Raw genomic sequence first — 23,119 nt, 5'->3', positions numbered from 1 at the left:
ATGCAGGAAAAATGGGTAGCTGGAATTGATTTAGGCGGAACAACAGTGAAAATTGCCTTTTTATCATTAAATGGCGATTTAATTGATCATTGGGAAATCCCTACCGATAATTCAGAAGAAGGAAAAAACATTACTTCAGATATAGCAAAATCGATTGATGCTAAATTGCAAGAATTAGGTCATTCAAAGGAAGATGTTTTAGGTGCAGGAATGGGTGCACCAGGACCATTTGATTATGAAACAGGAATCATTTTTAATACGGTCAATTTAGGATGGCCAGATAATTTTCCATTAAAAGCTAGACTAGAAGCAGATTTAGGACTGCCAGTAACCATAGATAATGATGCGAATTGTGCAGCTTTAGGTGAAATGTGGAAGGGAGCTGGAGAAGGATCTAAAGATTTGGTTTGCGTAACACTTGGCACTGGTGTAGGTGGCGGTGTTATTATTAATGGAGATATCGTACAGGGAGTAAAGGGTGCTGCTGGTGAAATAGGACATCTAACTGCTATTGTTGAAAATGGTGCTCTTTGTAACTGCGGGAAAACAGGTTGTTTAGAAACGATTGCCTCTGCAACTGGAATTGTCCGTTTAGCGAAAGAACGATTAGCACAAAGACATACATTAAGTGAGCTTCATTCTGTGTTGGACCAAGAAGGCGCTATTACAGCAAAGGATGTATTTGATGCAGCAAAAAGAGGCGACGAATTAGCAAATGAAATCGTGCAATTTGTTGCATTTCATTTAGGGTTGGTATTAGCAAACATCGCCAATACATTAAATCCTGAGAAAATTGTAATTGGAGGCGGTGTATCAAAAGCTGGTGACGTTCTGTTGAATCCTGTAAAGGAGAATTTCATGAAATTCTCTTTTAAAAGCGTAGCAGAGTCAACAGTCATTGATGTGGCAACGCTTGGGAATACAGCAGGGGTAATTGGTGCTGCGTGGCTTGCAAAACATTAATCTAGTTATGTAGGAATATATAATATACCTTTTTAAATCTAATATTTTCGCAAATCTTCTTCTATTAGGGAGAAGATTTTTTGCGAGAAAAATAGATTGAACATTCAGAAAAATTCCTCTTTGAAAAAGTACTATTTTTTTGAAACTTTTCTTCTGGTTGGACGTCTAAAAAAGAGTAAGTTATTATAATAATACATGAAGATGAAAAATAGATTAAAATTTCATAAAGATTGGCTTTATATAATAAAATAATTGTAAAATGTGTAAAGTGATCATTTAGAGATTTTGTTTGATCAATAGTTAGGAGGATTCATCATTGTTTAAGAAAAAAATAGAATGGTCTAAGCTATCACTTATAACGATTGCAACAGTTTTACTATGGATTAAAACAAATATTGCATATATTACTAGCTTTGATATTAAAATTGAAAATTGGGTTCAACAATTTATCTTAATTATTAACCCTTTAAGCTCGTTATTGTTTATTTTGGGAATATCCATGTTTTTCTCAGCGAAAAATCAAAAAAGATATATATTCACCTCTAGTTTGATTCTCTCTTTTGTATTATATGCGAATGTAGTTTTTTATCGCGTCTATACAGACTTTTTAACCCTCCCGCTTCTATTTCAAACTAGTAATATGAGCGATTTGGGGAGTAGTGTCAGGGAGTTAATTCATGTTACGGATATTCTTTTCTTTATTGATATTATTTTGCTTGCAGTAATAATGAAAAAGAAACCATCCTTTTTAAAGATTCCAAAATACACAAGAGTTCAGCAAAGTATTTTCTATTTATTTACGATTAGCTTAGCATTTTTTAATTTGAGTTTAGCAGAAACACAAAGAACACAGTTGTTAACAAGAACATTTGATCGAGAGCTTTTAGTAAAGAATATTGGTACTTACAACTACCAGCTATATGATATTTTTCTGCAAACAAAGACTTCTGCACAAAGAGCATTTGCAGATGGCAGTGAATTAACAGATATGCTTAACTATAATCAGGCGAATTATACTGAACCAAATAAGGACATGTTTGGAATCGCCAAAGGAAAAAACGTGATAATGGTAAGTTTGGAGTCTACTCAGAGCTTTACTGTAAATCGCGAAGTAAATGGGGAAGAGATTTCACCTTTCTTGAACGAATTTATTAAAGATAGTTTTTATTTTGAGAACTTTTACCATCAGACTGGACAGGGTAAAACATCTGACTCCGAATTTATTGTAGAAAATTCATTGTATCCTTTAAGCAGAGGGGCAGTTTTCTTTACTCATTCTGGAAATGAATATCAAGCAGCACCAGAAATTTTAAGCGAGAATGGCTATTTTACCGCATCTCTTCATGCAAATAATAAAAGTTTCTGGAATCGTGATATAATGTATCAAAGTCTAGGATATGAACGTTTTTATGAAATTAATGATTACGATGTAAATGAGGAAAACTCTGTCGGTTGGGGACTGAAAGATATTGATTTCTTTGAACAATCTATTGCGCATTTAAAAGAAATGCCTCAGCCTTTTTATAGTAAATTTATTACGCTGACAAATCATTTTCCTTTTGAACTAGATGAAGAAGACAAATTAATTGAGCCGCTAACAACAGGAAGCAGAACGCTTAATAATTTTATACCGACTGTTCGTTATCAGGATGAAGCCTTGAAAATCTTTATTGAAAGATTAAAAGAGGAAGGTCTCTATGAAAATAGTATTATTGTTTTATATGGAGACCATAATGGAATTTCTGAAAATCATAATAAAGCAATGAGTGAGTTATTAGGAGAAGAAGTGACTCCATTTGTAAGTACTCAATTGCAAAGAGTTCCATTTGCAATCCATATTCCAGGAATGGAAGGAAAAACAATCTCCACTGTATCGGGTCAAATGGATATTAAACCTACTCTACTTCATTTGTTAGGGATCGAGACTAAAAATGATATTCAATTTGGATCTGATCTATTCTCAAAAGACAATGACCAATTTGTTGTATTGCGAGACGGTAGCTTTATCACTGAAGATTATGTATATACAAAAGAGGTATGCTATGATCGAGCAACAGGAGAAGCGGTTGATGGAAATGCATGTGAGCCATATATCGAGCAGGCGAATTTAGAATTGCAGTATTCTGATAGCATTATTTATGGAGACCTATTGCGTTTTTATGATAAAGAAAAAGGAATGCTTGATATGATAGAAGAAACGAATCAAAAAGAATAGGATGATTGTAGCTTTGGGACATACTTGTAATAACTAGTATGTTACGAAGCTTTTTTTTATTGTAGTAATACCTAATGCAAGCTGCTGAGAACGAAGGAAGCCAAGGTCTGGCAAGTAGAACTAATTATCAGTGGGAATGATGAAAACCCCCCGGAAGTTTTCTTAATCGCCTTTTTTCGCTATGAATGTTTTGATGGAATGTTCATATATATAAATAGGGAGAGGAGTGAACATATGGAGATAAAATTGAGACCAGGGGATACACTTTGGTACTATAGTCAGCTTTTTATGGTTCCCTTAAATCTTATTTTAGACAGTAATCCTAGCGTAAATCCAAATAAATTAGCAGTATCTGAAACAATCCAAATTCCTGGATTTGAATCACAAGTTCATCAAATAAAGCATGGAGAAACCTTGTGGAAAATTGCGGGTGTAAGAAATATTTCGGTTGATAGTCTTTTATTATTAAATCAACAACTGAATCCCAATAATCTTAAAGTAGGGGACGAAGTTTTAATTCCTAATCGCATCATTAAAAGGTTTGTAGATGGGAAGAAAAAATATGATTATTCTTCTTTGCAGGAAGATATCAATCGTTTAAAAAAAGTTTTCCCTTTCATTACAGTGCATACAATTGGTAATAGTGTATTAGGACAAAACATAGAGGAAATTAAAATTGGAAAAGGAACGAAAAACGTTCATATAAATGCATCCTTCCATGCGAATGAATGGATCACTACACCGATTATAATGACGTTTTTAAATGATTTCTTATTATCTTTAACTAATGCAACAACTTTCCGCAATGTTCGAACAATGCCCTTGTATCAGTCTGTGGATCTATCGATTGTACCAATGGTTAACCCAGATGGAGTAAATTTGGTTTTAAATGGACCTCCCGAGGGACAAAAGGAAAAAATTATCTCGATAAATGAAGGGAGTATCGATTTTACTGGCTGGAAAGCAAATATCCGTGGCGTCGATTTGAATAATCAGTTTCCTGCAAATTGGGAAATTGAAAAGGAAAGGAAAGAACCAAAAGGGCCAGCACCGAGAGATTATCCAGGAGATACTCCATTGTCCGAACCAGAGGCTCAAGTGATGGCAGAACTTGCAAAAAAGGAGCAATTTGACCGATTATTAGCTTTACATACACAAGGGAAAGAATTTTATTGGGGCTACGAAGGACTGGAACCAGCAGAATCAAGGACATTAGCTAATGAATTTTCAAGAGTGAGTGGATATAAGGCTATTCAAAATGTTGATAGTCATGCAGGGTATAAAGATTGGTTTATACAAGAATTCAGAAAACCGGGTTTTACAATCGAGTTAGGAAAAGGGATAAACCCACTTCCTCTTTCTCAATTTGCCGAAATCTACCATGATACAACGGGAATTTTCTTAGCTTCCTTATATATGTAGTATCATTTAAGCACTTGGATATGATTTTATAGGCAAACTGGAGCAAAAGTACATTAAATTGAGTCATATTTCTTATTTTAGCAAAATATCAAAGACTATTTAAAAAAAGCCGAAAAAAATCGGCTTTTTTGTGTTACTATTCTATAGAGTAAAAAAAAACAGGAAAAGTATTTATAGGGGTGTGAAAAATGTTTCTAATAGGTAAGAGAAATACACTAGGAATAGTTCTTCTCTTCACTTTTTTCACACTAATTCTGTCTAGCTGTAGCCCTAGACAGAATGATTCAGCCAGTGAAAATGAAGCGAAGGACAAAAATGTTAACAACAACACGATGCTTCCTCCTATAAGCCCGATTGAAGGAGAATTTGAGCAAGTATATGGCTGGATACAGAAAGATACGATTTGTTATTCGGCAAAAGTAGAAGGTGTATATAAAATTTATACATATAATATCTATACAGGGAAACATATCCCTTTGTATGAGTCGGACACAGAATTATCGAATGTGATGATAAACAATAATAAACTTTTACTATATAGTGCTCTTTCTGATGAGGAAGGAGAAATGCATATAATTGATGCAAAAGGTAGCGAGATCCTTTCTAGAAAGTTTCAAAGTTATGAAACAGATTTTGCATGGAATCCACATAATGAAAATGAATTATTAGTTACTACCTTCACTAAGGATTGGGAGAGCAAAGTGTTTACATTAGATATTCAAGAAGACGTATTAAATGATTTCCCTGTCTCTACACCGTTTCCACAATGGTTAACAACAGAGAATGTAATGTATCTTGATTGGGATCAAAATAATCCTTCCTTATATGCACCACTGAAAATATTTGATTTAGAAACAGCAGAAGAAAAGGAATTAGAACTTCCTAATATTTATTTTATCGATCAGAAAAATGAATTTCTCTTTACTCTATCAAGTACAGGGAACGAGGAGGAAGCTGTTTATTCCTTTTATGACATAGATTTAAATAAACATGGGACTATTCAAGTTCCACGACTATCCAAATTTGCTAATTGGCTAGTTCCGAACTATGCGATTTATCAGGATAAATTGATAACTTTTGTTCCGAAAGAAAATGGGAATGCTGAAACCTATCAAGATGGTTTTGAACTTATAGAAATAGATATGAACACAGGTGAAAGTAAAAAAATATTTACCGATACGGAATTAGAGGACCAGCCAATCCAAATTTCAAGCGACGGAAAGTACTGTCTTTTTGGCTATTATTTAGAAAATATGTTGGAGATAGAAACGGGAGAAATCACTCCTTTGTTTTCCTCTAATATTCACAATAGTTGATGTTGAAATAAAAATATGCCATCATAATCATGAACTAAGATCAATGGTTGATTGTATGAAAGACGACGACTAATTTTTGCAGCGGAAGGGGAAGTTAATATGGCAATTGTAGATGTAACAGTAATACCAGTAGGAACGCAAACGCCAAGTGTAAGTGCATATGTAGCAGATATTCAAAAAGTACTAATGGATTATGAGGAAAAAGGCCAGATTCGTTTTCAATTAACACCAATGAATACAATTATTGAAGGCGAGCTACCGATATTGTTTGAAGTTATTCAAGCAATGCATGAAGTACCATTTGAAAAAGGCCTTGTCCGTGTTTGTACGAATATCCGTATTGATGATAGACGAGACATTACTAGAAAAATGGAAGATAAAGTAGAAAGTGTTCTAAGTCATTTGGAAAGCAAATAGGAGGAAAAGTTCATGGAATATAAACAAGTTCCTTTAGGGCCAATCCAAACGAATTGTTATTTAGTATGGAACGAAAATAAGGATTGTTTAGTGATAGACCCTGGTGCAAATGGGGAAAAGTTAATTAAGATAATTCAGGAGTTAGAGGTATCTCCTATAGCGATTCTTTTAACACATGCACATTTTGATCATATTGGCGCAGTTGAAGATGTTAGAACAGAGTATAGCATTCCTGTTTATGTACATAGCAAAGAAGAAGAATGGTTAATTAACCCGAAATTAAATGGAAGTGAAGCATTTAGACTTCCGAATCCTATTGTAGCGAGACCTGCTGAGCATTTCTTAGATGAAAACCCAAGCATGACAATCGGTGATTTTACATTTCAAGTGATGGAGACACCAGGGCATTCTCCAGGTAGTGTTACGTTTTATTTTAAAAAAGAGAATTGGGCATTTGTTGGAGATGCGCTTTTTTATGAAAGTATTGGCAGGACAGATTTAGTTGGCGGAAACCAAAGAACTTTACTAAATAGTATTCATGAGAAGATATTGAATTTGTCAGAAGAAACATTGGTTCTGTCAGGTCATGGTAGAAAAACGACAATTGAGCATGAAATGGATCATAATCCATATATAAATGGGTTTTAAAAATTGCTGCAATAAGAAAAAGGAGAGAATGGGGAGCAATATCCCTTCTCTCCTTTTTTCTTATTGAATGATGGTTTTGTAGGCGCATTGATCACAGCCACTAATAATGTTTTGTTTTTCAATTAACTGAACATCTGTAAACAATGCTTCAAACATTCCAGTAAAGAAGGATTGATGCATCGTACAAACTTTATCCTTATGCTCTAGGGCTACTTCTTTAAATGGGCAGTTATATATTTCGAAATATAAAGAGGTTTGATCGTCGTTCCATTCTAGTGCAGGTAATTGTCCTGTCATTAAACTCGCATTTTGTAATAAACGCAGTTTATCTTCATTAGATAATATTGCTGTATTGTTTGTAAAACGGGCAATCTCATGCTCCATCATTTCCTTACCAAATGTTTTTCCTGTTTCATAAAGCGCTTTGCTTCCCTCTGCTCCAAGGCTTTCGAGCGTTTTCAACAAAATATTGCTTAATAATTGGTAGTCTCGAAACGGAAAGCTAAATTGAATGACTTCATCTGATAAGCGATATAATCTGCTTGGACGACCACCTTTACCCGTTTTCTTTGTTTCCGAGTGCAGCATTCTTACATCTTCTAATTTAGATAAATGCAAGCGAGCTACGTTTGGATGAATGGAGAATTCATCCGCAATTTCCTGAACAGTAACATCTTGATGCCTTTTAGTAATGTACTGATAAATATAGAAACGAGTTGGATCAGATAATACATTCGTAACTTTTAGTGTATTTTCCATATCAAATGTTCCTCCTGAGGACTAATTTTCTTTATTATAATATAGCAATCTACCATAAACATGGTTAAAACGATAAGTTTATAAAATGTTCACAACTTCACAAATATTTTGTTCATAAAATGTACATATTCACTGTTTGAAGCATGAACATCGTAATAAATTGTTTAATGATTAATATTTAAAGCATTCATTGACATCTTTTTGTACTGATTATATAATTTATATATGAATATATGTTCATATAAGAAAATAAATATCGTGTTTGATCTGCATTCCCTTTTTATAACAAGCTGAATCGCTAAGAAACTCTCCGGTAAATTTTCGATAAGTGCAATTAACCATCAGTGCGGGATCACTGCTGGAGGTTTTCTTTATCGATCAGGAAGTCATAAAATTTGGTTTTTGCCACAAAATATAGGGAATAAAATTATTTTCTAGAGGTTCTTAAACTGGGATATACATAGAAATTCCAGTAACTTCTAAAGGATTAATGCAGCAAAGCTACAGCAATATTTAGAGAAACGCGATTGAAAAAGTTAATAATATATCGATTTTAATTAGTGGTAGGAGGAAGATAATATGGGGCATTCTCATGGACACGACCATAGTCATCATGGACATCATCATGGTTTTGAAGAAATAAGAGAAGGAAATAAAAAGGGTTTACTTATAGCATTATTAATCACGACAGGTATTATGTTGTTGGAGTTTTTTGGTGGCTTGCTTACGAATAGCCTCGCTTTATTATCAGATGCAGGCCATATGTTAAGTGATGCGAGTTCCCTTTTTCTAAGTTTCCTAGCAATCTGGTTTGCGTCTAGACCGCCATCTGCTAATAAAACGTATGGATATTATCGCTTTGAAATTTTAGCTGCTCTATTTAATGGTGTTACTCTGTTTATAATCGCCTTTTTTATCATCATGGAAGCAATACAGCGATTTTCTCAACCACCTACTGTAGCCAGTGGAACGATGATGGTTATAGCTGTAATTGGTCTACTAGCAAATATGATCAGTGCCATCGCATTATTGAGAAAAGGGGATGTAGAGAACAATGTTAATTTACGAAGTGCCTATTTACACATTTTAGGGGATGCATTAGGTTCTGTTGGCGCAATTATAGCAGGTTTCTTCATGCTCTTCTTTGATTGGTATGTCGCAGATCCAATTATATCTGTCGTAGTCGCGTTATTAATTTTAAAAAGCGGTTGGGGAGTAATAAAAAATTCGATTCATATATTAATGGAAGGAACACCAAGTACTATCAGCCAGGCAGATGTAAAAAGAGAATTAGAAGGAATGGCAGGAGTAATCGATGTCCATGACTTGCATATATGGACTATCACATCTGGACTGGATACGTTAAGCTGCCATCTATTAATTGATGATAAGAGCGATAGTCAAGAAATTCTCCAGCTTGCAATCGATCGTTTAAAAGAAAAATTTAACATTGACCATACAACCATTCAAATTGAAAAGGCGCAAATTCAACATGATGATATGAATGTATAACAGATAAGCCACAAGGTTGGGACATAACTAAATAGATACTCTGTAAAGACGAACAATCTCTAATTTAGCTAGTAAATAGCGGCTGCTTTCGCATACTTTTTACAAGAGGAGATATAATTAGTTGGGAAAATAGAGCAGCCGGAATACACGTAGACTCCAGTGGGATTAGCGAGACAGTCTGAGACCCCGGAGGCGAAGCTGAGGAGGCTTAAGCTTAGCCCCACGGAAAGCGAAGTGTATTCCGGCTGCGGGGAACCGCACTAAACTTCATGGAAACATCCTTTTAAAAACAAATGAAAAAAACAAACAATTATACGGAACTTTCATTAGCAGATTCGTATAATTGTTCGGTTTTATCCTTGGCTGGAATAAATATATCACAGCCCCATTTTTCTATATAAAAAAAGGACCCGAAAAGACGGGGCCTAACTGGGCTAGCTGGATTCGAACCAACGAGTGACGGAGTCAAAGTCCGTTGCCTTACCACTTGGCTATAGCCCAAAAATATTTGATATATATAATATGGATGAAAGATGAATTTTTTATACGGAAAACAAACTGAATTTTTTCGGAAATTCTCTGAAAGGTTAATCAACAGTACCTTTTGTAGGATGCGATAATAAAAAGAAAAAAATTTATAAGTGAAGAAGGAATTTCACCTTTTTTGTCGAAATAAGTAATCGAATAAATAAAAAGGTGGTGTTAAATGAAAAGTGTTATCTATTGAAGCACTAGCAAATCGGATTATACGTGATGCAGTAGAGCAGAACGCTACTGATATTCACATAACCCCAAGGCAAAAGGAATCCATCCTTCAATTACGGATTGCTAATCGTTTGCTTACTAGATTAGTAATATCATCTGTGGAATGTGACAAATTAATTTCCCACTTCAAATTTACGGCCTCAATGGATATTGGCGAAAGAAGAAAACCGCAAAATGGTTCTATTTCCACAACAGTCAATGGTCAGTATATTGGTTTACGTTTATCGACCTTACCATCCCATCCCCATGAAAGCTTAGTAATTCGTGTACTTACCGATCAAAATATGCTCCCAATCTATCACATCTCCTTATTTCCGAATATTTCGCGTAAATTAATTTCCTTGTTAAAGCACGCTCATGGATTAATAATTCTCACCGGTCCGACTGGATCAGGGAAAACGACAACACTCTATTCCCTCTTAAATGAAAATGCACATCTTTATCAACGAAATGTTATTAGTTTAGAAGATCCAATTGAAAAAACACAGGAAAATGTTCTGCAAATCCAAGTTAATGAGAAAGCAGGAATTACGTATTCTACTGGCTTAAAAGCAATCCTACGTCATGATCCTGATATTATTATGGTTGGAGAAATCCGTGATAAAGAAACAGCACATATTGCAATAAGAGCGAGTTTAACAGGACATTTGGTGTTGACTACCATGCATACAAGGGATGCGAAAGGGGCGATTCATCGCTTATTGGAGTTTGGTATTAAGGAGACAGAAATTGAACAAACCTTAATTGCTGTTACTGCCCAAAGATTGGTCGAGATAGTATGTCCATTTTGTGATGATGGATGTTCGCCTAGCTGTTACCGTTTAAATGATCGTTTAAAGCGGTCAACCGTGTTTGAAATGATAACAGGACGTAAGATTTCTGCAATTCTTTATAATCAAACCGATAGTTTGACAAATAACTATAAATCATTAGGCGAGATTATTTGTAAAGGTATAGCATTAGGTTATATAAAGAAAGGGGAATATGAACGGTGGATTTATGATGAAAAAAAATAATGCATGGTCTAATTTAGAACAAGCTAGATTTTTAAAGTGTATAGGAGAATTGCTGGATAGGGGATATTCCATGGCAGAGGCAGTTCAATCTTCCTGTTCTTACATGCCTGATCGTCGAATGGAAGATATAAATGCTTGTTACGGTTCATTAAAAGGAGGGGATACATTTTTTGAAAACCTTGTAAGATTAAATTTTGATCGTCAGGTTATTAGCTTTGTTTATTTTGCTGAAAAACATGGAGGATTTGCTAATGCCTTTCAAGATGCCAGTAAAATGATTCAAAATAAGCAAGATACCATCAAAAAATTAAGGAAAATTCTTTCCTATCCTGTCTTTTTATTATTATTTACCTTCGTTTTATTTTTCTTCGTTCAAAGCATACTCATACCGAAATTTAATTCCATTTTTGTAACGATGAATATAAATAAAAATTTCTTTCTCCTTTTTCTCCAGTTTATTGATCATATTATTCCGTATTTCTGTGTAGTCTTACTTCTCTTACTTTTCTCAAGCATTCTCTATTATTATTTGTATTTCCGTAAGTCAAATATCATTGTTCAAATGAATTTATTAGCGCGTATCCCATTTGTAGGTAAATTTGTGAAACACTATTTCTCTTATCTTCTTTCTATCCAGTTAAGTTATTTATTATCCAGCGGATTTTCCATTTATGAATGTTTGCAATTCTTCCAAGAAAATAAGGAGCAAAGACTCTACTCGGAAATAGGTAAAATTACTATTTATCGATTAAAAAAAGGTGTTCATCTTCAACAAGCTTTTGCACCGTTTGTTTTTTTGGATAGAGAACTATTACAAATTATTCGCCATGGCCAGGAAAATGGAAAACTTGATCAAGAATTCTATTATTTTGGAAACTATTGCTTAACGCAAATAGAAGAAAATTTACAACAAACAATAAAAGTCCTTCAACCAACTCTATACGCAAGTGTCGGTATATTAATCATTTCTATTTATTTGTCTGTATTAATGCCGATGTTTCAATTATTAGATGGATTTTAATTGTGAAAGGAGAAGAAAATGAAGAATGAAAAGGGATTTACATTAATTGAAATGAAAGGGGGCAAATATGCTCGTTTAGCTGTCAAAAAAATTAACGAGCAAAATGCCTTTACACTAATTGAAATGATGATCGTCTTGGTCGTTATTTCGATATTATTGATTGTTACCATTCCAAATATCACCAAGCATAATTCAAAAATAAATAATACTGGTTGTGAAGCTTTAACAAAGATGGTACAAGCAGAGGTCCAATCCTATTATATGGAGCATAAATCATATCCAGAGAATATTGCTAAATTGGAAGAAGAAAATTATATAACAAATGATCAAAAAAAATGTACGAATGGCAAGGAATTAATTATTACAAACGGAGTAGTTTCTACTTCTGGTACGGATAATCCATGATAGCAAATCAAAGAGGCTTTACATTAATAGAAATGCTTGTTGCAATATCATTATTAGTGATTATTTCTTCTTTATCGATATTCTTAGTCACCTCACAGCAAACCTCGCTTAATGAAAATCATTTCATTACTCAATTGGAGGGAGATCTCTATTATGCACAAGCCTTTGCGATTGAAAATCAACTACCAGTGCAGGTAAGAATCTTCCCTAGTTTGCATCATTACTACATCCGTGCTGATGTTAATACCGGAAATATAGTGGAGCGCTATTATGATAATGACATCAGTTTTTCTAATAATACAATGATTTCTTTTAACATCAATTCAAATGGGAATTTTTCTAAATTTGGCACATTAGAGTTTCGAATAGGTAAACAAGACTATAAGTTAACGATTCAAATTGGTAAAGGGCGATTCTATGCGACTAAATTGTAAAGGATTTATGTTACCGGATTATTTATTGGCATTTACGATATGGCTTTTAATTGCACTTACGTGGATGCCGGTATATATCCATGTTCTAAAACAGTTAGAGGATTCAGCACAAAGTAAGTTTGTTCATGAACTGTTTTATCAATATTTAATGGAAGTGAAATTAGGAGAAGCAGAAAAAGGAATATCTTCTATTGAAAAGAAGGAACAGACTTATCCCATCTTTTGGGAGGAAGATAATAAAGTCTGTATACAGTATGAAAATGTATTCCAGCAATCAAAAAAAATCTGTGATGTGTGGACAGAATGAAGAATTTATTCCTTCTCAATAATAAAGGCTATGTTTTATTGGAAATGCTGCTTTCTTTTTTTATTTTTACTATTATTCTTTCTCTCTTATTTACTCCTCTTCGATTAATGCTTGATCGTCAATTTTCGGAAAAAGAACTGCAGGACATGGAGTGGGAACTATTTATTCTTGAATTAAAAAAAGAAACAAAAATGTCCCAAGGAATTGCGGTTGCTAACAATAAGTTAGTCCTTTATGTGGATGGAAGGGTCGTAACTTATGAAAAATATGGCAGCAATATTAGAAGGCGAGTAGATTCAACAGGACATGAGGTAGCGTTGCAAGGTATTAACAGCGTCGAGTTTACTATGCAGAAGAACGGTTTTCAAGTGAAGGTAACGGACCGATTTGCGATGGAAAAAGAGACTAGCATAAGATCTTATCTTATGTTTTTGGAGTGATGGGAATTGATCAGGAATAATAAAGGATTTATTTACCCGCTATCTTTATGTGTGTATATCCTTTTCATCTATTTTTTATTTATTTTGTATGGGATCTATGTAAATAAGAAAGGGATAGAAGTTAGTGTGAAAAATAGCAATATGCAAGAATATTATTTTCTGTCTTCCTTAAAAGAAATTGAATATGAACTTTCTACAGAAGAACATCCTGAACTTTCTGGTACAAAGACTTTTTTACATGGTAATGTTTTTTATACAATAGAAAAAAATTCGCGTACTACTTTTAAAATCGATTATCAATTAAATATGAAAGCTGGGATAAAGCCGATCTATGCAATAAGCTACTTTGATATGGAGCAGAATAAAATGACGAAATGGATAGAATGAATAAAAACCAAACGATAGGGCTATCCTAGTACAAATGCTAGAGTAGGTGATTAGATGAATACCAATGATTATGTGAAGTATTTGACCCAAACATTTGTCCAGTATATGGATCAGCCTAAAGAAGAAAGGCAAAAGTTAAGAGCGGAAAGAAAAGGGCTGAAAGAGCCATTTATGCTGAGATGGTTTGGAGTTTTACCTTATTTAATTATATTTAGCTTTAAGCGTAGAAAGGTAAGAAGATAGGTTATGAAAAGGAGTGGATTTAGCTTATTAAAGCATAAATCTGCTCCTTTTTTCATGATTATGGTTTAGGAAACAGCTTCTGAAGCTAAATAGAATAGCCCGCCATTAATAATCGAAATATTAATCTTTGGTTCATACTGCTCCTGTAGAGCTAATCTTTCCGTCTCCAATGTTTCTTGTTCTTCCTCCATGTCTTCCATATCTTCATAAAAATGCTCTAGCAATTCTAAATCCTTTTTCCATCTTTCTTGCGCTTCTTCTGCCCATGTATGATCTTCTGCTAATAAAGATTGTTTTATCATATTTTCAATTCTTGTTATCCCGCTTTTTGGCATAATTAACGGAGAAAGGGTAAACGCATAATCGGGAATTTTGGCAGAAAGATTCATCTTCTCAATCTTTGCTTGAAAATCTGTTGCTATTTGACCATTGATTAGCTGTAGCCCAATTGATTGAAACACATCCCGTTTTCTGTCACATTGATACGATATTTTCACATTAAGGGCTAGCCAAGGTTTTAATGATGTTTGTTGCTGACCTTGCCCTGTTTTTTTTTCGTATAAACGTATATACTTCGATAAATTTTTAGCAGAAGCAAAAAGCTGATGAAGACGAGGAGAGCCAAAATGAATTAATTCGCCCTTTATATCGTCTGGTGCAAGCTTTGGATTTGTGATGAGGGTAAGACTGGCAGGGTTTGGTGTGCCGCCAGTCTTTTCAAGATAATGCCAATAAAAAGGGCGATTCATTAACTCTTTATCCATCTCAATGGTAAGTTGTACGGTTAGATAACCAAGTTTATTCTCTACTATTTCACAATCATTCGCGCTGAAAAATCGTTCAAGAAATTGATGAATTTCCTGCTGCTTCATATGCTTCACCTTCCTTCATATTCTGTGCAAATTCAATCATGCTCGTTAAATTATCCATTTTGATTTTCATTTCTCCCTCTGATTTAGAATGGGAGAAGATATCAATCATATAGTCATCCATATTGCCAAAATCTAGCTTTGTAAGAATATCGTCTAGTTCCCCAATTACTTTTTCGAAAAGATGGATTTTTTCGTAAAGTAATTTTAAAATATGATCTTCAACTGTATCTTTAATAGCGAAATTATAAATCTTTACATCTTCTTTTTGACCAAGTCGATGGATACGTCCTATCCTTTGCTCTAGTCTCATCGGGTTCCATGGCAAATCAAAGTTAATTATATGGTGGCAAAATTGAAGGTTAATACCTTCTCCACCAGCCTCTGTTGCTATTAATACTTGCGCATGATTTTGGAACAGATCTCTCATCCAATCCTTTTTGCCGCGTTTAAAGCCGCCGCGGAAGGGAACAGAAGTGATGCCATGCTGCTTTAAAAACCATTGTAAATATAATTGAGTGGCCCGATATTCGGTAAAGATGATTACTTTATCGTTAATTTTCTTAATAAGCTCTAATGCCTTGTTTGCTTTCGAATTTTGTTGAACCGCTTCTACTTTTTTCACAAGTTCCTGTATTCTTTGTTGAAATTGTGGTGTAGGATTTTCCACTTTCTTCATCATATTTTGAAGGGTATAATAGACAGCTTCCCTGCTTGAACATGCCTCTCTTTGTAAAGTAATCATCGAAAAAGGACTTCGATTATTTTCGGTATTATTAGAAAGATAGTTTTCTGTTTTTAAATTAACTAAGCCTTCATATAATGCTCTTTCTTCTTCCGTAAATTGAATAGGAACTGCTTCGACAATTCGTTTTGTCCATTCGATCCCTGTATCATGGCGTCTGTTTCTTATCATTACTTTATTGACTAATGCTTTTAAATTCTCGTCATCATCAATGGAGCGTGCATCTTTTTTATATTTTTCATAGAATGCTGATTCGCTGCCAAGATGACCAGGCTTTAGTAAAGAGACTAAATTAAAGATTTCGCTAATTCTGTTTTGGATAGGAGTAGCTGTTAATAGCAAACAGAATTTCTTTTTTAAATTTTGGACAAACTCATAGTTTTTCGTTTTATTATTTTTCAGTTTATGGGCTTCATCAATAATCACCAAATCATAATCCAGGTTGTATATGATATCTCGATGAGGCTGTCTTTTTGCTGTATCAATAGACGATACGACAATATCGCATTGCTCCCATACATAGCTCTTGCGCTGAACCATAGCAGGAATGTAGAACTTGCTGTTTAGCTCAAAAGCCCATTGTGTTACAAGAGAAGCCGGAACTAAAATTAACACTTTTTTTACTAATCCACGAATCATATATTCTTTGAGAATTAATCCTGCTTCAATTGTTTTACCAAGCCCAACCTCATCTGCCAAGATGGCTTTTCCATTCATATCTTCTATTACCTTTTTGGCAACTTCTAATTGGTGAGGCAAAGGAGAAAGGTCAGATAGGTATTTGGGGGCTTGGAGACCTTCGAAGTTTGGTATGATATTATGTTGTTCTACTTCTACAGCAAGCTTATATAATTCCCAATTTGCCCATGGACCATCATCTGAAATTCGTTTTAATAACTGATTATTCCATGAATCATCAAAATTAATTTGCAGGGTCATATCGTATTCTTCCTTTCTGATTTCATTTGGTTGTAGACATATTATGTATGTATAAAAAGGAATGAAAAAAGAAAGCTAGTAAAACACAAAAATATATTGCCACCTTTTCATTCGGATGTTAGGATAAAAGGGTAAAAAAGTTTTTAATTTTGTCACAATTTATTTATATTTGAAAAAAACATGAACATTAAAAGGGAAATAAATAAAAAATGATCGTGTTTTACTAATCTCACTAAACAACCATTATTTCCGGTAGTATTTAGTATGACCAATTGAGAAAATTTTATGAATCGCGGATGAGAAATAGGGGAGAGACTACATTCGTAGCGCCGAAGGAGCAAACAATTTTGTGAATCTCTCAGGCAAAAGAACTCTATTTGGACGCAGCTCTGGAGAGTGCTTACAAAGAACCGCGTAAGCCACCAAAGGGGACAGCCGGTTATGGTGATAATCGGTAAACTTTCAGGTGCAAGGACAGAGACCTTACTTTTATAAAGGGGGGTTTCTGTCTTTTTTTGTTGCAATTTTTTGACTGCAATAAATGAGAATGTCTAATACATAAGGGATTGGAGTGCTGTTAATTGACTTTATTAAAACAAACACCGTTATATGAGGTATATAAAGAGTATGGTGGAAAGACAATCGATTTTGGAGGCTGGAACTTACCTGTTCAATTTTCCGGCATTAAACAGGAGCATGAGGCTGTTCGTACAAAAGCGGGCTTATTTGATGTATCCCATATGGGCGAGATTGAAGTAACGGGGATAGATAGTCTAGACTTTCTCCAAAAAGTACTTACAAATGACATAGAAAAAATACAAACAGGTGCTGCCCAATATTCTGCGATGTGTTATGAAAATGGTGGGACAGTAGATGATTTATTAACATATAAGCTAGCAGATAATCACTACTTATTAGTGGTGAATGCATCAAATATCGAAAAGGATTTTGAATGGCTCCAAAATCAAGTGAGTGGCGAAGTTACCTTAACTAATTTGTCAGAAGATTTTGCTCAATTAGCGCTGCAAGGGCCACTAGTTGAAGAAGTGCTAAAAAAAATAAATCCTGCTGTTGATTATGCTTCAATTAAATATTTTCATTTTCAAAATAAGGTGACTTTAGCAGGTAAAGAAGTTCTCCTGTCACGTACTGGCTATACTGGTGAAGATGGATTCGAAATCTATTGTCAAAGCGAAGATGCACAAGGTTTATGGAAGGAAATATTGACAGTAGGAGAACCGTTAGGCGTTCTTCCTTGCGGTTTAGGTGCAAGGGACACTTTGCGATTTGAAGCAACACTTGCTTTATATGGTCAAGAGTTATCAGCGGACATTACACCCTTGGAAGCAGGGATTGGTTTTGCAGTCAAATTAAACAAAGCAGCTGACTTTATTGGGAAGGAAGCTTTAGTGAAGCAAAAAGAGGAAGGCTTAACTAGAAAACTAGTTGGACTTGAAATGCTGGACAGAGGAATTCCACGCCATGGTTATAAAGTATATGCAAATGGGTCTTGTATCGGGGGAGTTACTACTGGTACACAGTCGCCAACATTAAAGAAAAACATCGGGCTTGCATTAATCCAAGTTGATTATGCTGCAATAGATACAGAAGTGGAAGTAGAAATAAGAGGGAAATATTTGAAGGCGAAAGTTATAAAAACGCCTTTTTATAAAAGCAAATAACTTTTTAAGCTTTTTTCTACATGAAAAACAAATGGGCTAATGACTGGGGGAAAAACGAATGAAGCATCGCTATTTACCGATGACGGTTCAAGATCAAAAGGAAATGCTTGAAGTAATTGGTGTAAGTTCAGTAGAAGAATTATTTTCAGATATACCAGAAAAAGTACGCTTTCAAGGAGACTATCAAATTAAGCCTGCAAAAAGTGAATCTGCTTTATTGAAAGAATTAACAAAGCTTGCCCAAAAAAATGCGGATGCAAAAGCAAATGTTTCTTTTCTTGGAGCTGGTGTTTATGATCATTATTCACCTGTTATTGTAGATCATGTTTTATCACGCTCTGAATTTTATACAGCTTATACCCCATATCAACCAGAAATTTCACAAGGGGAATTACAAGCAATTTTTGAATTTCAGACAATGATAGGTGAACTGACAGGAATGGACGTAGCTAACTCTTCTATGTACGACGGAGCAACTGCATTAGCAGAGGCAGGTATGTTAAGTGCGGGTACGACGAAACGAAAAAAGATCCTTGTATCAAGTACAATTCATCCAGAAGCAAAAGAAGTAGTGAAAACTTATGCAAAGGGTCAGTATATCGAAGTAGTAGAGGTTCCTCATAAGGAAGGCATAACAGATTTAGATGCGCTAGAGGCAATGGTGGATGATACAGTTGCAGCAGTTATGATCCAGTATCCAAACTTTTTTGGAAGAGTGGAACCGCTGAAGGATTTAGAAGCAATTATTCATGCTCATAAATCATTATTTGTTGTCTCAAGCAATCCTTTAGCTTTAGGAGCACTGACGCCACCAGGAAAGTTTCAGGCAGATATCGTAGTTGGTGATGCACAACCTTTTGGCATTCCAATGGGCTTTGGTGGACCGCACTGTGGTTATTTCGCAGTAACGTCTAAATTAATGCGTAAGGTTCCTGGTCGTTTAGTAGGACAAACGCTAGATGAGAATGGTCAAAGAGGATTTGTGCTCACACTTCAGGCGAGAGAGCAGCATATTCGCCGTGATAAGGCCACTTCTAATATTTGCTCCAACCAAGCACTTAATGCTTTAGCTGCTTCTGTAGCTATGACTGCACTCGGTAAGCACGGGGTGAAGGAAATGGCGATTGCGAATATACAGAAAGCTCATTATGCAAAAACGAAATTAAGGGAAGCTGGATTTGAAATAATTTTTGAAGGTCCATCTTTTAATGAATTTATTATTAAATGTAATTCCTCTATTTCAGCTATTAACCGTGCATTATTAGAAATAGGTATGATCGGTGGCTATGATTTAGGAAGAGACTTTGAACAACTAGAAAATCATATGCTAATTGCCGTTACGGAATTACGTACAAAAGAAGAAATTGATGAATTCGTTGCAGAAATGGAGGATTATCATGTCTAATCAAAATCAGCCTCTTATCTTTGAAAGCAGTACACCAGGCAGAATAGGTTATAGTTTACCAGAGATGGATATTCCAGCAGTAGATCTTAATCAGCTGTTGCCGAATGATTATATAAGAGAAGAAAATCCAGAACTACCAGAAGTATCTGAATTAGATATTATGCGCCACTATACTGCTCTATCTAAACGAAATCATGGATTGGATTCTGGCTTTTACCCATTAGGTTCTTGTACGATGAAATATAATCCGAAAATAAATGAAAATGTGGCAAGATTTAATGGATTTGCCCATATTCATCCTTTGCAAGAAGAGTCATCTGTACAAGGTGCATTAGAGCTAATGTATGATTTACAACAGCATCTTGTGGAAATCACAGGTATGGATGAAGTGACATTGCAGCCAGCTGCGGGTGCGCATGGTGAGTGGACTGGATTAATGCTGATTAGAGCCTACCATGAAGCAAATGGAGACACTCATCGCACGAAAGTAATTGTTCCCGATTCTGCACATGGAACTAATCCTGCATCAGCGACAGTTGCTGGTTTAGAAACAATTACAGTAAAATCCAATGAACATGGACTCGTCGATCTAGATGATTTAAAGCGAGTAGTAGGAGAAGATACAGCGGCGTTAATGTTAACAAATCCTAATACGTTAGGACTTTTTGAAGAAAATATTTTAGAAATGGCTGAAATTGTTCATAATGCCGGTGGAAAATTATATTATGATGGTGCCAATTTAAATGCCGTTCTTTCTAAAGCTAGACCTGGTGATATGGGCTTTGACGTTGTTCATTTGAACTTGCATAAGACATTCACGGGCCCGCATGGTGGCGGGGGACCTGGTTCAGGGCCAGTAGGTGTGAAAGCAGATTTAATTCCTTTCCTACCAAAGCCAGTTTTGTCAAAAGTAGGAGGAGAATTCGTACTAGATTACAACAGACCGCAATCAATTGGTAGAGTTAAGCCGTTTTATGGCAACTTTGGGATTAATGTACGTGCATACACTTATATAGGATCAATGGGTCCTGATGGCTTAAAGGCTGTTACAGAAAACGCGGTGTTAAATGCTAACTACATGATGCGTCGTCTGTCTGCGTATTATGACTTACCATTTGATCGTCATTGTAAACATGAATTTGTTTTAAGTGGAAGAAGACAAAAAAAATTAGGAGTACGAACTCTTGATATTGCCAAAAGACTGCTTGATTTTGGGTATCATCCACCAACTATCTATTTCCCTCTTAATGTGGAGGAATGTATTATGATAGAACCGACAGAGACAGAATCGAAAGAAACATTAGATAGCTTTATTGAAGCGATGATTCAAATTGCAAAAGAGGCAGAAGAAACACCTGAAATAGTTCAGGAAGCTCCTCATACGACGGTAATCGGTCGCTTAGATGAGACATTGGCAGCGAGAAAGCCAATTCTTCGTTATACAAAATAATGCATCTGTTTGAAGCTAAGTTGCCTTTTTAAAAAAAGTTTAACGAATAAAAAAGCTGATGTCTCCAATTTAATGGGCATCAGCTTCTTCTATATAATAATTCCTAAAAGAATATTATTATTTTTTTGCTTTAATTTTTCCTGTCCACTTTTTAAATCCGCCTTCTAATTGGGTTAAATCTTTATAACCTTTTCGATTTAGAAATTGAGCAGCTCTTCCGCTTCTCATCCCATTTTGACAGTATAGATATACTGGTTTATCAGGACGGATTTCACTTTTTCTCATTTTTAGTTGTGATAGTGGAATGTTTCTTGCGCCAAGCACATGTCCAGCCTCATATTCGTTTGGTTCACGTACATCAATTAACTGTGCCTTTCTGTAACCTTGACGGAATTCATCTTGGTTAACAGTTTTTACAATTCGGCGCTGATACAGCCACATCACTAAGGAATACACAAGGAATGCGACTAAAATGATGAGAAGAGTATAAATCGTTGTCAATTCTCATTTCTCCTTTCAATTACTTACACTATCTCTATTATATCTATCAACCCTTATAGTAGTAAAGTAAATACTTACAATATCATTAACATTCCTATGCTATTTGGGATTAATAGAAAGAATAATTCTTCATTTGTGCAAGTTACTTTTAAATATCCTTTCTTTTTGATATCCTTAGTAAGGATTTAATGTACATCATACATAGAAAAAGAGGGTTCATTATGGTAAAAGAAACATGGAGATTTATTGATTCAGGCAATCACTCTCCTTCTTTTAATATGGCATTAGACGAAGCGTTATTAGAATGGCATTCTAAAGGAGTTTTTCCGCCGGTGATCCGTTTTTATGGCTGGAATCCTGCTACTTTATCTATTGGATATTTTCAGAAGGTAGAGAAAGAAATTGATTTAGAAGCGGTCAAAGAACTAGGGCTTGGATTTGTGAGAAGACCAACAGGCGGTAGAGGTGTTCTGCATGAACATGAATTGACTTACAGTGTGATTGTTTCAGAAGAACATCCTCATATGCCAAAAACAGTAACCGAGGCATATCGAGTAATTTCAGAAGGCATTTTAAAAGGATTTCATTTTCTAGATTTAGATGCCTATTTTTCTGTTCCAAAAACGGAAGAACAGAAAAATAATTTGAAAAGTCCAAGGTCTGCTGTATGCTTTGATGCTCCTAGCTGGTATGAATTAGTAGTAGAAGGAAGAAAAGTTGCGGGAAGCGCACAGACAAGACAGCAAGGTGTCATCTTGCAGCACGGTTCGATTTTACTAGATTTAGATGAGGACAAGTTATTTCGACTATTTAAGTATCCAAATGACCGGGTTAAAGAAAGAATGCAAAAAGCATTTAAGAGCAAAGCTGTGGCGATTAATGATTTAACTTCAAGAAATATTACGATTGATATGGCAAAAGAAGCGTTTAAAAAAGGCTTTGAGGAAGGTTTGCATATTCAATTAGAGAATTATCAATTAACAAATGAAGAACTAGAATATGTAGAAAAAATAGCGAAAGAAAAATATGATAGTAATGAGTGGAATTTTAGACGATAAAAATATCGCATTTAAACACGAAATACTTTTTTTGAATTTCGTGTTTTATTTGTGTGAACAGTACTGTTTAAAAGAAAAAAAAGCAAAGATGCAGTCTCATTTTTGATTGTCGAAAACTTTTTTGAGAGAGCAAATTTTTAGATAAACAGGCTTATATCAATGGATTATCCCTTCTTTTATTTAGCAAGGACGAAAAAGGA

General features: G+C 34.8%; 23 protein-coding genes, 1 tRNA gene and 1 riboswitch. Of the genes, 19 read left to right on the top strand and 5 right to left on the bottom strand.

The window, feature by feature from the left end; genetic code table 11:
• The 6 genes from NKG37_RS23290 to NKG37_RS23265 all read left to right on the top strand — a co-directional run bounded on the left by NKG37_RS23290 (position 1) and on the right by NKG37_RS23265 (position 6,981).
• Positions 1–963 carry an ROK family glucokinase gene (locus NKG37_RS23290; protein ID WP_016204876.1) on the top strand — a complete coding sequence of 321 codons (963 nt, stop codon included), beginning with the start codon at positions 1–3 and terminating at the stop codon, positions 961–963.
• Between the two features lie 316 nt (positions 964–1,279).
• Complete coding sequence (locus NKG37_RS23285; protein WP_254415400.1) at positions 1,280–3,178, top strand: LTA synthase family protein; 1,899 nt, start codon at positions 1,280–1,282, stop codon at positions 3,176–3,178.
• A gap of 234 nt (positions 3,179–3,412) precedes the next feature.
• Positions 3,413–4,600, top strand: a complete 1,188-nt coding sequence (locus tag NKG37_RS23280) for a M14 family metallopeptidase (RefSeq protein WP_016204878.1) — start codon at positions 3,413–3,415, stop codon at positions 4,598–4,600.
• 188 nt (positions 4,601–4,788) lie between these two features.
• The gene (locus NKG37_RS23275) at positions 4,789–5,916 is read left to right on the top strand and encodes a YqgU-like beta propeller domain-containing protein (RefSeq protein WP_016204879.1); all 1,128 of its coding nucleotides are present in this window, start codon (positions 4,789–4,791) and stop codon (positions 5,914–5,916) included.
• A 99-nt stretch (positions 5,917–6,015) separates the two neighbouring features.
• A complete protein-coding gene (locus NKG37_RS23270; protein ID WP_224427735.1) occupies positions 6,016–6,333 on the top strand; it encodes an MTH1187 family thiamine-binding protein in 318 nt (105 codons plus the stop codon).
• Positions 6,334–6,345: 12 nt separating this feature from the next.
• Positions 6,346–6,981: an MBL fold metallo-hydrolase gene (locus NKG37_RS23265; protein ID WP_254415399.1), complete on the top strand. Its 636-nt coding sequence runs from the start codon at positions 6,346–6,348 to the stop codon at positions 6,979–6,981.
• Positions 6,982–7,041: 60 nt separating this feature from the next.
• Here the strand turns inward: NKG37_RS23265 and NKG37_RS23260 are convergent, their stop codons facing one another.
• Positions 7,042–7,740: a helix-turn-helix transcriptional regulator gene (locus NKG37_RS23260; protein WP_224427734.1), complete on the bottom strand. Its 699-nt coding sequence runs from the start codon at positions 7,738–7,740 to the stop codon at positions 7,042–7,044.
• Between the two features lie 579 nt (positions 7,741–8,319).
• Here NKG37_RS23260 and NKG37_RS23255 point away from each other — a divergent pair.
• The gene (locus tag NKG37_RS23255) at positions 8,320–9,252 is read left to right on the top strand and encodes a cation diffusion facilitator family transporter (RefSeq protein WP_212117091.1); all 933 of its coding nucleotides are present in this window, start codon (positions 8,320–8,322) and stop codon (positions 9,250–9,252) included.
• Positions 9,253–9,681: 429 nt separating this feature from the next.
• Here the strand turns inward: NKG37_RS23255 and NKG37_RS23250 are convergent.
• A tRNA-Gln gene (locus NKG37_RS23250) sits at positions 9,682–9,753 on the bottom strand.
• A gap of 212 nt (positions 9,754–9,965) precedes the next feature.
• Between NKG37_RS23250 and comGA the strand changes: the two genes are divergently transcribed.
• From comGA to NKG37_RS23210, 8 genes are read left to right on the top strand one after another with little or no spacing between them, the layout of a single operon-like run.
• Entirely contained in the window at positions 9,966–11,033 is a 1,068-nt protein-coding gene (comGA, locus tag NKG37_RS23245) for a competence type IV pilus ATPase ComGA (protein ID WP_254415398.1), read from the top strand.
• Complete coding sequence (gene comGB, locus NKG37_RS23240; protein ID WP_040344239.1) at positions 11,020–12,054, top strand: competence type IV pilus assembly protein ComGB; 1,035 nt, start codon at positions 11,020–11,022, stop codon at positions 12,052–12,054. The genes comGA and comGB overlap by 14 nt, the downstream gene beginning before the upstream one ends.
• Before the next feature lie 51 nt (positions 12,055–12,105).
• Positions 12,106–12,459 carry a competence type IV pilus major pilin ComGC gene (gene comGC / locus NKG37_RS23235; RefSeq protein ID WP_051994029.1) on the top strand — a complete coding sequence of 118 codons (354 nt, stop codon included), beginning with the start codon at positions 12,106–12,108 and terminating at the stop codon, positions 12,457–12,459.
• Positions 12,460–12,491: 32 nt separating this feature from the next.
• Entirely contained in the window at positions 12,492–12,893 is a 402-nt protein-coding gene (gene comGD, locus NKG37_RS23230) for a competence type IV pilus minor pilin ComGD (protein ID WP_254415397.1), read from the top strand.
• 7 nt (positions 12,894–12,900) lie between these two features.
• Positions 12,901–13,200, top strand: coding sequence for a hypothetical protein (locus tag NKG37_RS23225; protein ID WP_156827878.1), 300 nt, complete (start codon positions 12,901–12,903; stop codon positions 13,198–13,200).
• On the top strand, positions 13,197–13,640 hold the full coding sequence (gene comGF / locus NKG37_RS23220; RefSeq protein WP_016204889.1) for a competence type IV pilus minor pilin ComGF: 444 nt from the start codon (positions 13,197–13,199) through the stop codon (positions 13,638–13,640). Before NKG37_RS23225 ends, comGF begins: the two co-directional genes overlap by 4 nt.
• A 6-nt stretch (positions 13,641–13,646) precedes the next feature.
• Positions 13,647–14,027, top strand: coding sequence for a competence type IV pilus minor pilin ComGG (comGG, locus tag NKG37_RS23215; RefSeq protein ID WP_101730836.1), 381 nt, complete (start codon positions 13,647–13,649; stop codon positions 14,025–14,027).
• 54 nt (positions 14,028–14,081) lie between these two features.
• Positions 14,082–14,270, top strand: a complete 189-nt coding sequence (locus NKG37_RS23210) for a YqzE family protein (protein WP_016204891.1) — start codon at positions 14,082–14,084, stop codon at positions 14,268–14,270.
• A gap of 65 nt (positions 14,271–14,335) precedes the next feature.
• On the opposite strand, the gene NKG37_RS23205 is transcribed toward NKG37_RS23210, so the two are convergent.
• Entirely contained in the window at positions 14,336–15,142 is an 807-nt protein-coding gene (locus NKG37_RS23205) for a YqhG family protein (protein ID WP_169188825.1), read from the bottom strand.
• A complete protein-coding gene (locus NKG37_RS23200; RefSeq protein WP_016204893.1) occupies positions 15,111–16,823 on the bottom strand; it encodes a DEAD/DEAH box helicase in 1,713 nt (570 codons plus the stop codon). Before NKG37_RS23200 ends, NKG37_RS23205 begins: the two co-directional genes overlap by 32 nt.
• Positions 16,824–17,119: 296 nt before the next feature.
• A riboswitch (glycine riboswitch) is annotated at positions 17,120–17,207 on the top strand.
• A 197-nt stretch (positions 17,208–17,404) separates the two neighbouring features.
• Here NKG37_RS23200 and gcvT point away from each other — a divergent pair.
• From gcvT to gcvPB, 3 genes are read left to right on the top strand one after another with little or no spacing between them, the layout of a single operon-like run.
• On the top strand, positions 17,405–18,505 hold the full coding sequence (gene gcvT / locus NKG37_RS23195) for a glycine cleavage system aminomethyltransferase GcvT (RefSeq protein WP_016204894.1): 1,101 nt from the start codon (positions 17,405–17,407) through the stop codon (positions 18,503–18,505).
• Between the two features lie 58 nt (positions 18,506–18,563).
• Positions 18,564–19,910 carry an aminomethyl-transferring glycine dehydrogenase subunit GcvPA gene (gene gcvPA, locus NKG37_RS23190; RefSeq protein ID WP_101730837.1) on the top strand — a complete coding sequence of 449 codons (1,347 nt, stop codon included), beginning with the start codon at positions 18,564–18,566 and terminating at the stop codon, positions 19,908–19,910.
• Positions 19,903–21,360, top strand: a complete 1,458-nt coding sequence (gene gcvPB, locus NKG37_RS23185) for an aminomethyl-transferring glycine dehydrogenase subunit GcvPB (RefSeq protein WP_254415396.1) — start codon at positions 19,903–19,905, stop codon at positions 21,358–21,360. The genes gcvPA and gcvPB overlap by 8 nt, the downstream gene beginning before the upstream one ends.
• 117 nt (positions 21,361–21,477) lie before the next feature.
• Here the strand turns inward: gcvPB and NKG37_RS23180 are convergent, their stop codons facing one another.
• Positions 21,478–21,861: a rhodanese-like domain-containing protein gene (locus tag NKG37_RS23180; RefSeq protein ID WP_016204898.1), complete on the bottom strand. Its 384-nt coding sequence runs from the start codon at positions 21,859–21,861 to the stop codon at positions 21,478–21,480.
• A 221-nt stretch (positions 21,862–22,082) separates the two neighbouring features.
• On the opposite strand from NKG37_RS23180, the gene NKG37_RS23175 reads away from it, so the two are divergent.
• Complete coding sequence (locus NKG37_RS23175; protein WP_016204899.1) at positions 22,083–22,919, top strand: lipoate--protein ligase family protein; 837 nt, start codon at positions 22,083–22,085, stop codon at positions 22,917–22,919.
• The last annotated feature ends 200 nt before the right edge of the window (positions 22,920–23,119 follow it).

It is taken from the genome of Niallia sp. RD1 (genome assembly GCF_024219955.1).
Classification (GTDB): domain Bacteria; phylum Bacillota; class Bacilli; order Bacillales; family Cytobacillaceae; genus Niallia; species Niallia alba.
Note: the sequence above shows the minus strand (reverse complement) of the source record. Positions and strands in the feature narration are given on the sequence as shown.

Coding starts and splice junctions, on each gene's coding strand:
- NKG37_RS23255 (WP_212117091.1), top strand. CDS start 8,320: ATGGGGCATTCTCATGGACACGACCATAGTCATCATGGACATCATCAT.
- NKG37_RS23225 (WP_156827878.1), top strand. CDS start 12,901: ATGTTACCGGATTATTTATTGGCATTTACGATATGGCTTTTAATTGCA.
- NKG37_RS23265 (WP_254415399.1), top strand. CDS start 6,346: ATGGAATATAAACAAGTTCCTTTAGGGCCAATCCAAACGAATTGTTAT.
- comGB (WP_040344239.1), top strand. CDS start 11,020: ATGAAAAAAAATAATGCATGGTCTAATTTAGAACAAGCTAGATTTTTA.
- NKG37_RS23270 (WP_224427735.1), top strand. CDS start 6,016: ATGGCAATTGTAGATGTAACAGTAATACCAGTAGGAACGCAAACGCCA.
- gcvPA (WP_101730837.1), top strand. CDS start 18,564: ATGAAGCATCGCTATTTACCGATGACGGTTCAAGATCAAAAGGAAATG.
- NKG37_RS23290 (WP_016204876.1), top strand. CDS start 1: ATGCAGGAAAAATGGGTAGCTGGAATTGATTTAGGCGGAACAACAGTG.
- comGF (WP_016204889.1), top strand. CDS start 13,197: ATGAAGAATTTATTCCTTCTCAATAATAAAGGCTATGTTTTATTGGAA.
- NKG37_RS23275 (WP_016204879.1), top strand. CDS start 4,789: ATGTTTCTAATAGGTAAGAGAAATACACTAGGAATAGTTCTTCTCTTC.
- NKG37_RS23260 (WP_224427734.1), bottom strand. CDS start 7,740: ATGGAAAATACACTAAAAGTTACGAATGTATTATCTGATCCAACTCGT.
- gcvPB (WP_254415396.1), top strand. CDS start 19,903: ATGTCTAATCAAAATCAGCCTCTTATCTTTGAAAGCAGTACACCAGGC.
- comGD (WP_254415397.1), top strand. CDS start 12,492: ATGCTTGTTGCAATATCATTATTAGTGATTATTTCTTCTTTATCGATA.
- comGC (WP_051994029.1), top strand. CDS start 12,106: ATGAAAGGGGGCAAATATGCTCGTTTAGCTGTCAAAAAAATTAACGAG.
- NKG37_RS23205 (WP_169188825.1), bottom strand. CDS start 15,142: ATGAAGCAGCAGGAAATTCATCAATTTCTTGAACGATTTTTCAGCGCG.
- NKG37_RS23200 (WP_016204893.1), bottom strand. CDS start 16,823: ATGACCCTGCAAATTAATTTTGATGATTCATGGAATAATCAGTTATTA.
- NKG37_RS23280 (WP_016204878.1), top strand. CDS start 3,413: ATGGAGATAAAATTGAGACCAGGGGATACACTTTGGTACTATAGTCAG.
- NKG37_RS23210 (WP_016204891.1), top strand. CDS start 14,082: ATGAATACCAATGATTATGTGAAGTATTTGACCCAAACATTTGTCCAG.
- NKG37_RS23175 (WP_016204899.1), top strand. CDS start 22,083: ATGGTAAAAGAAACATGGAGATTTATTGATTCAGGCAATCACTCTCCT.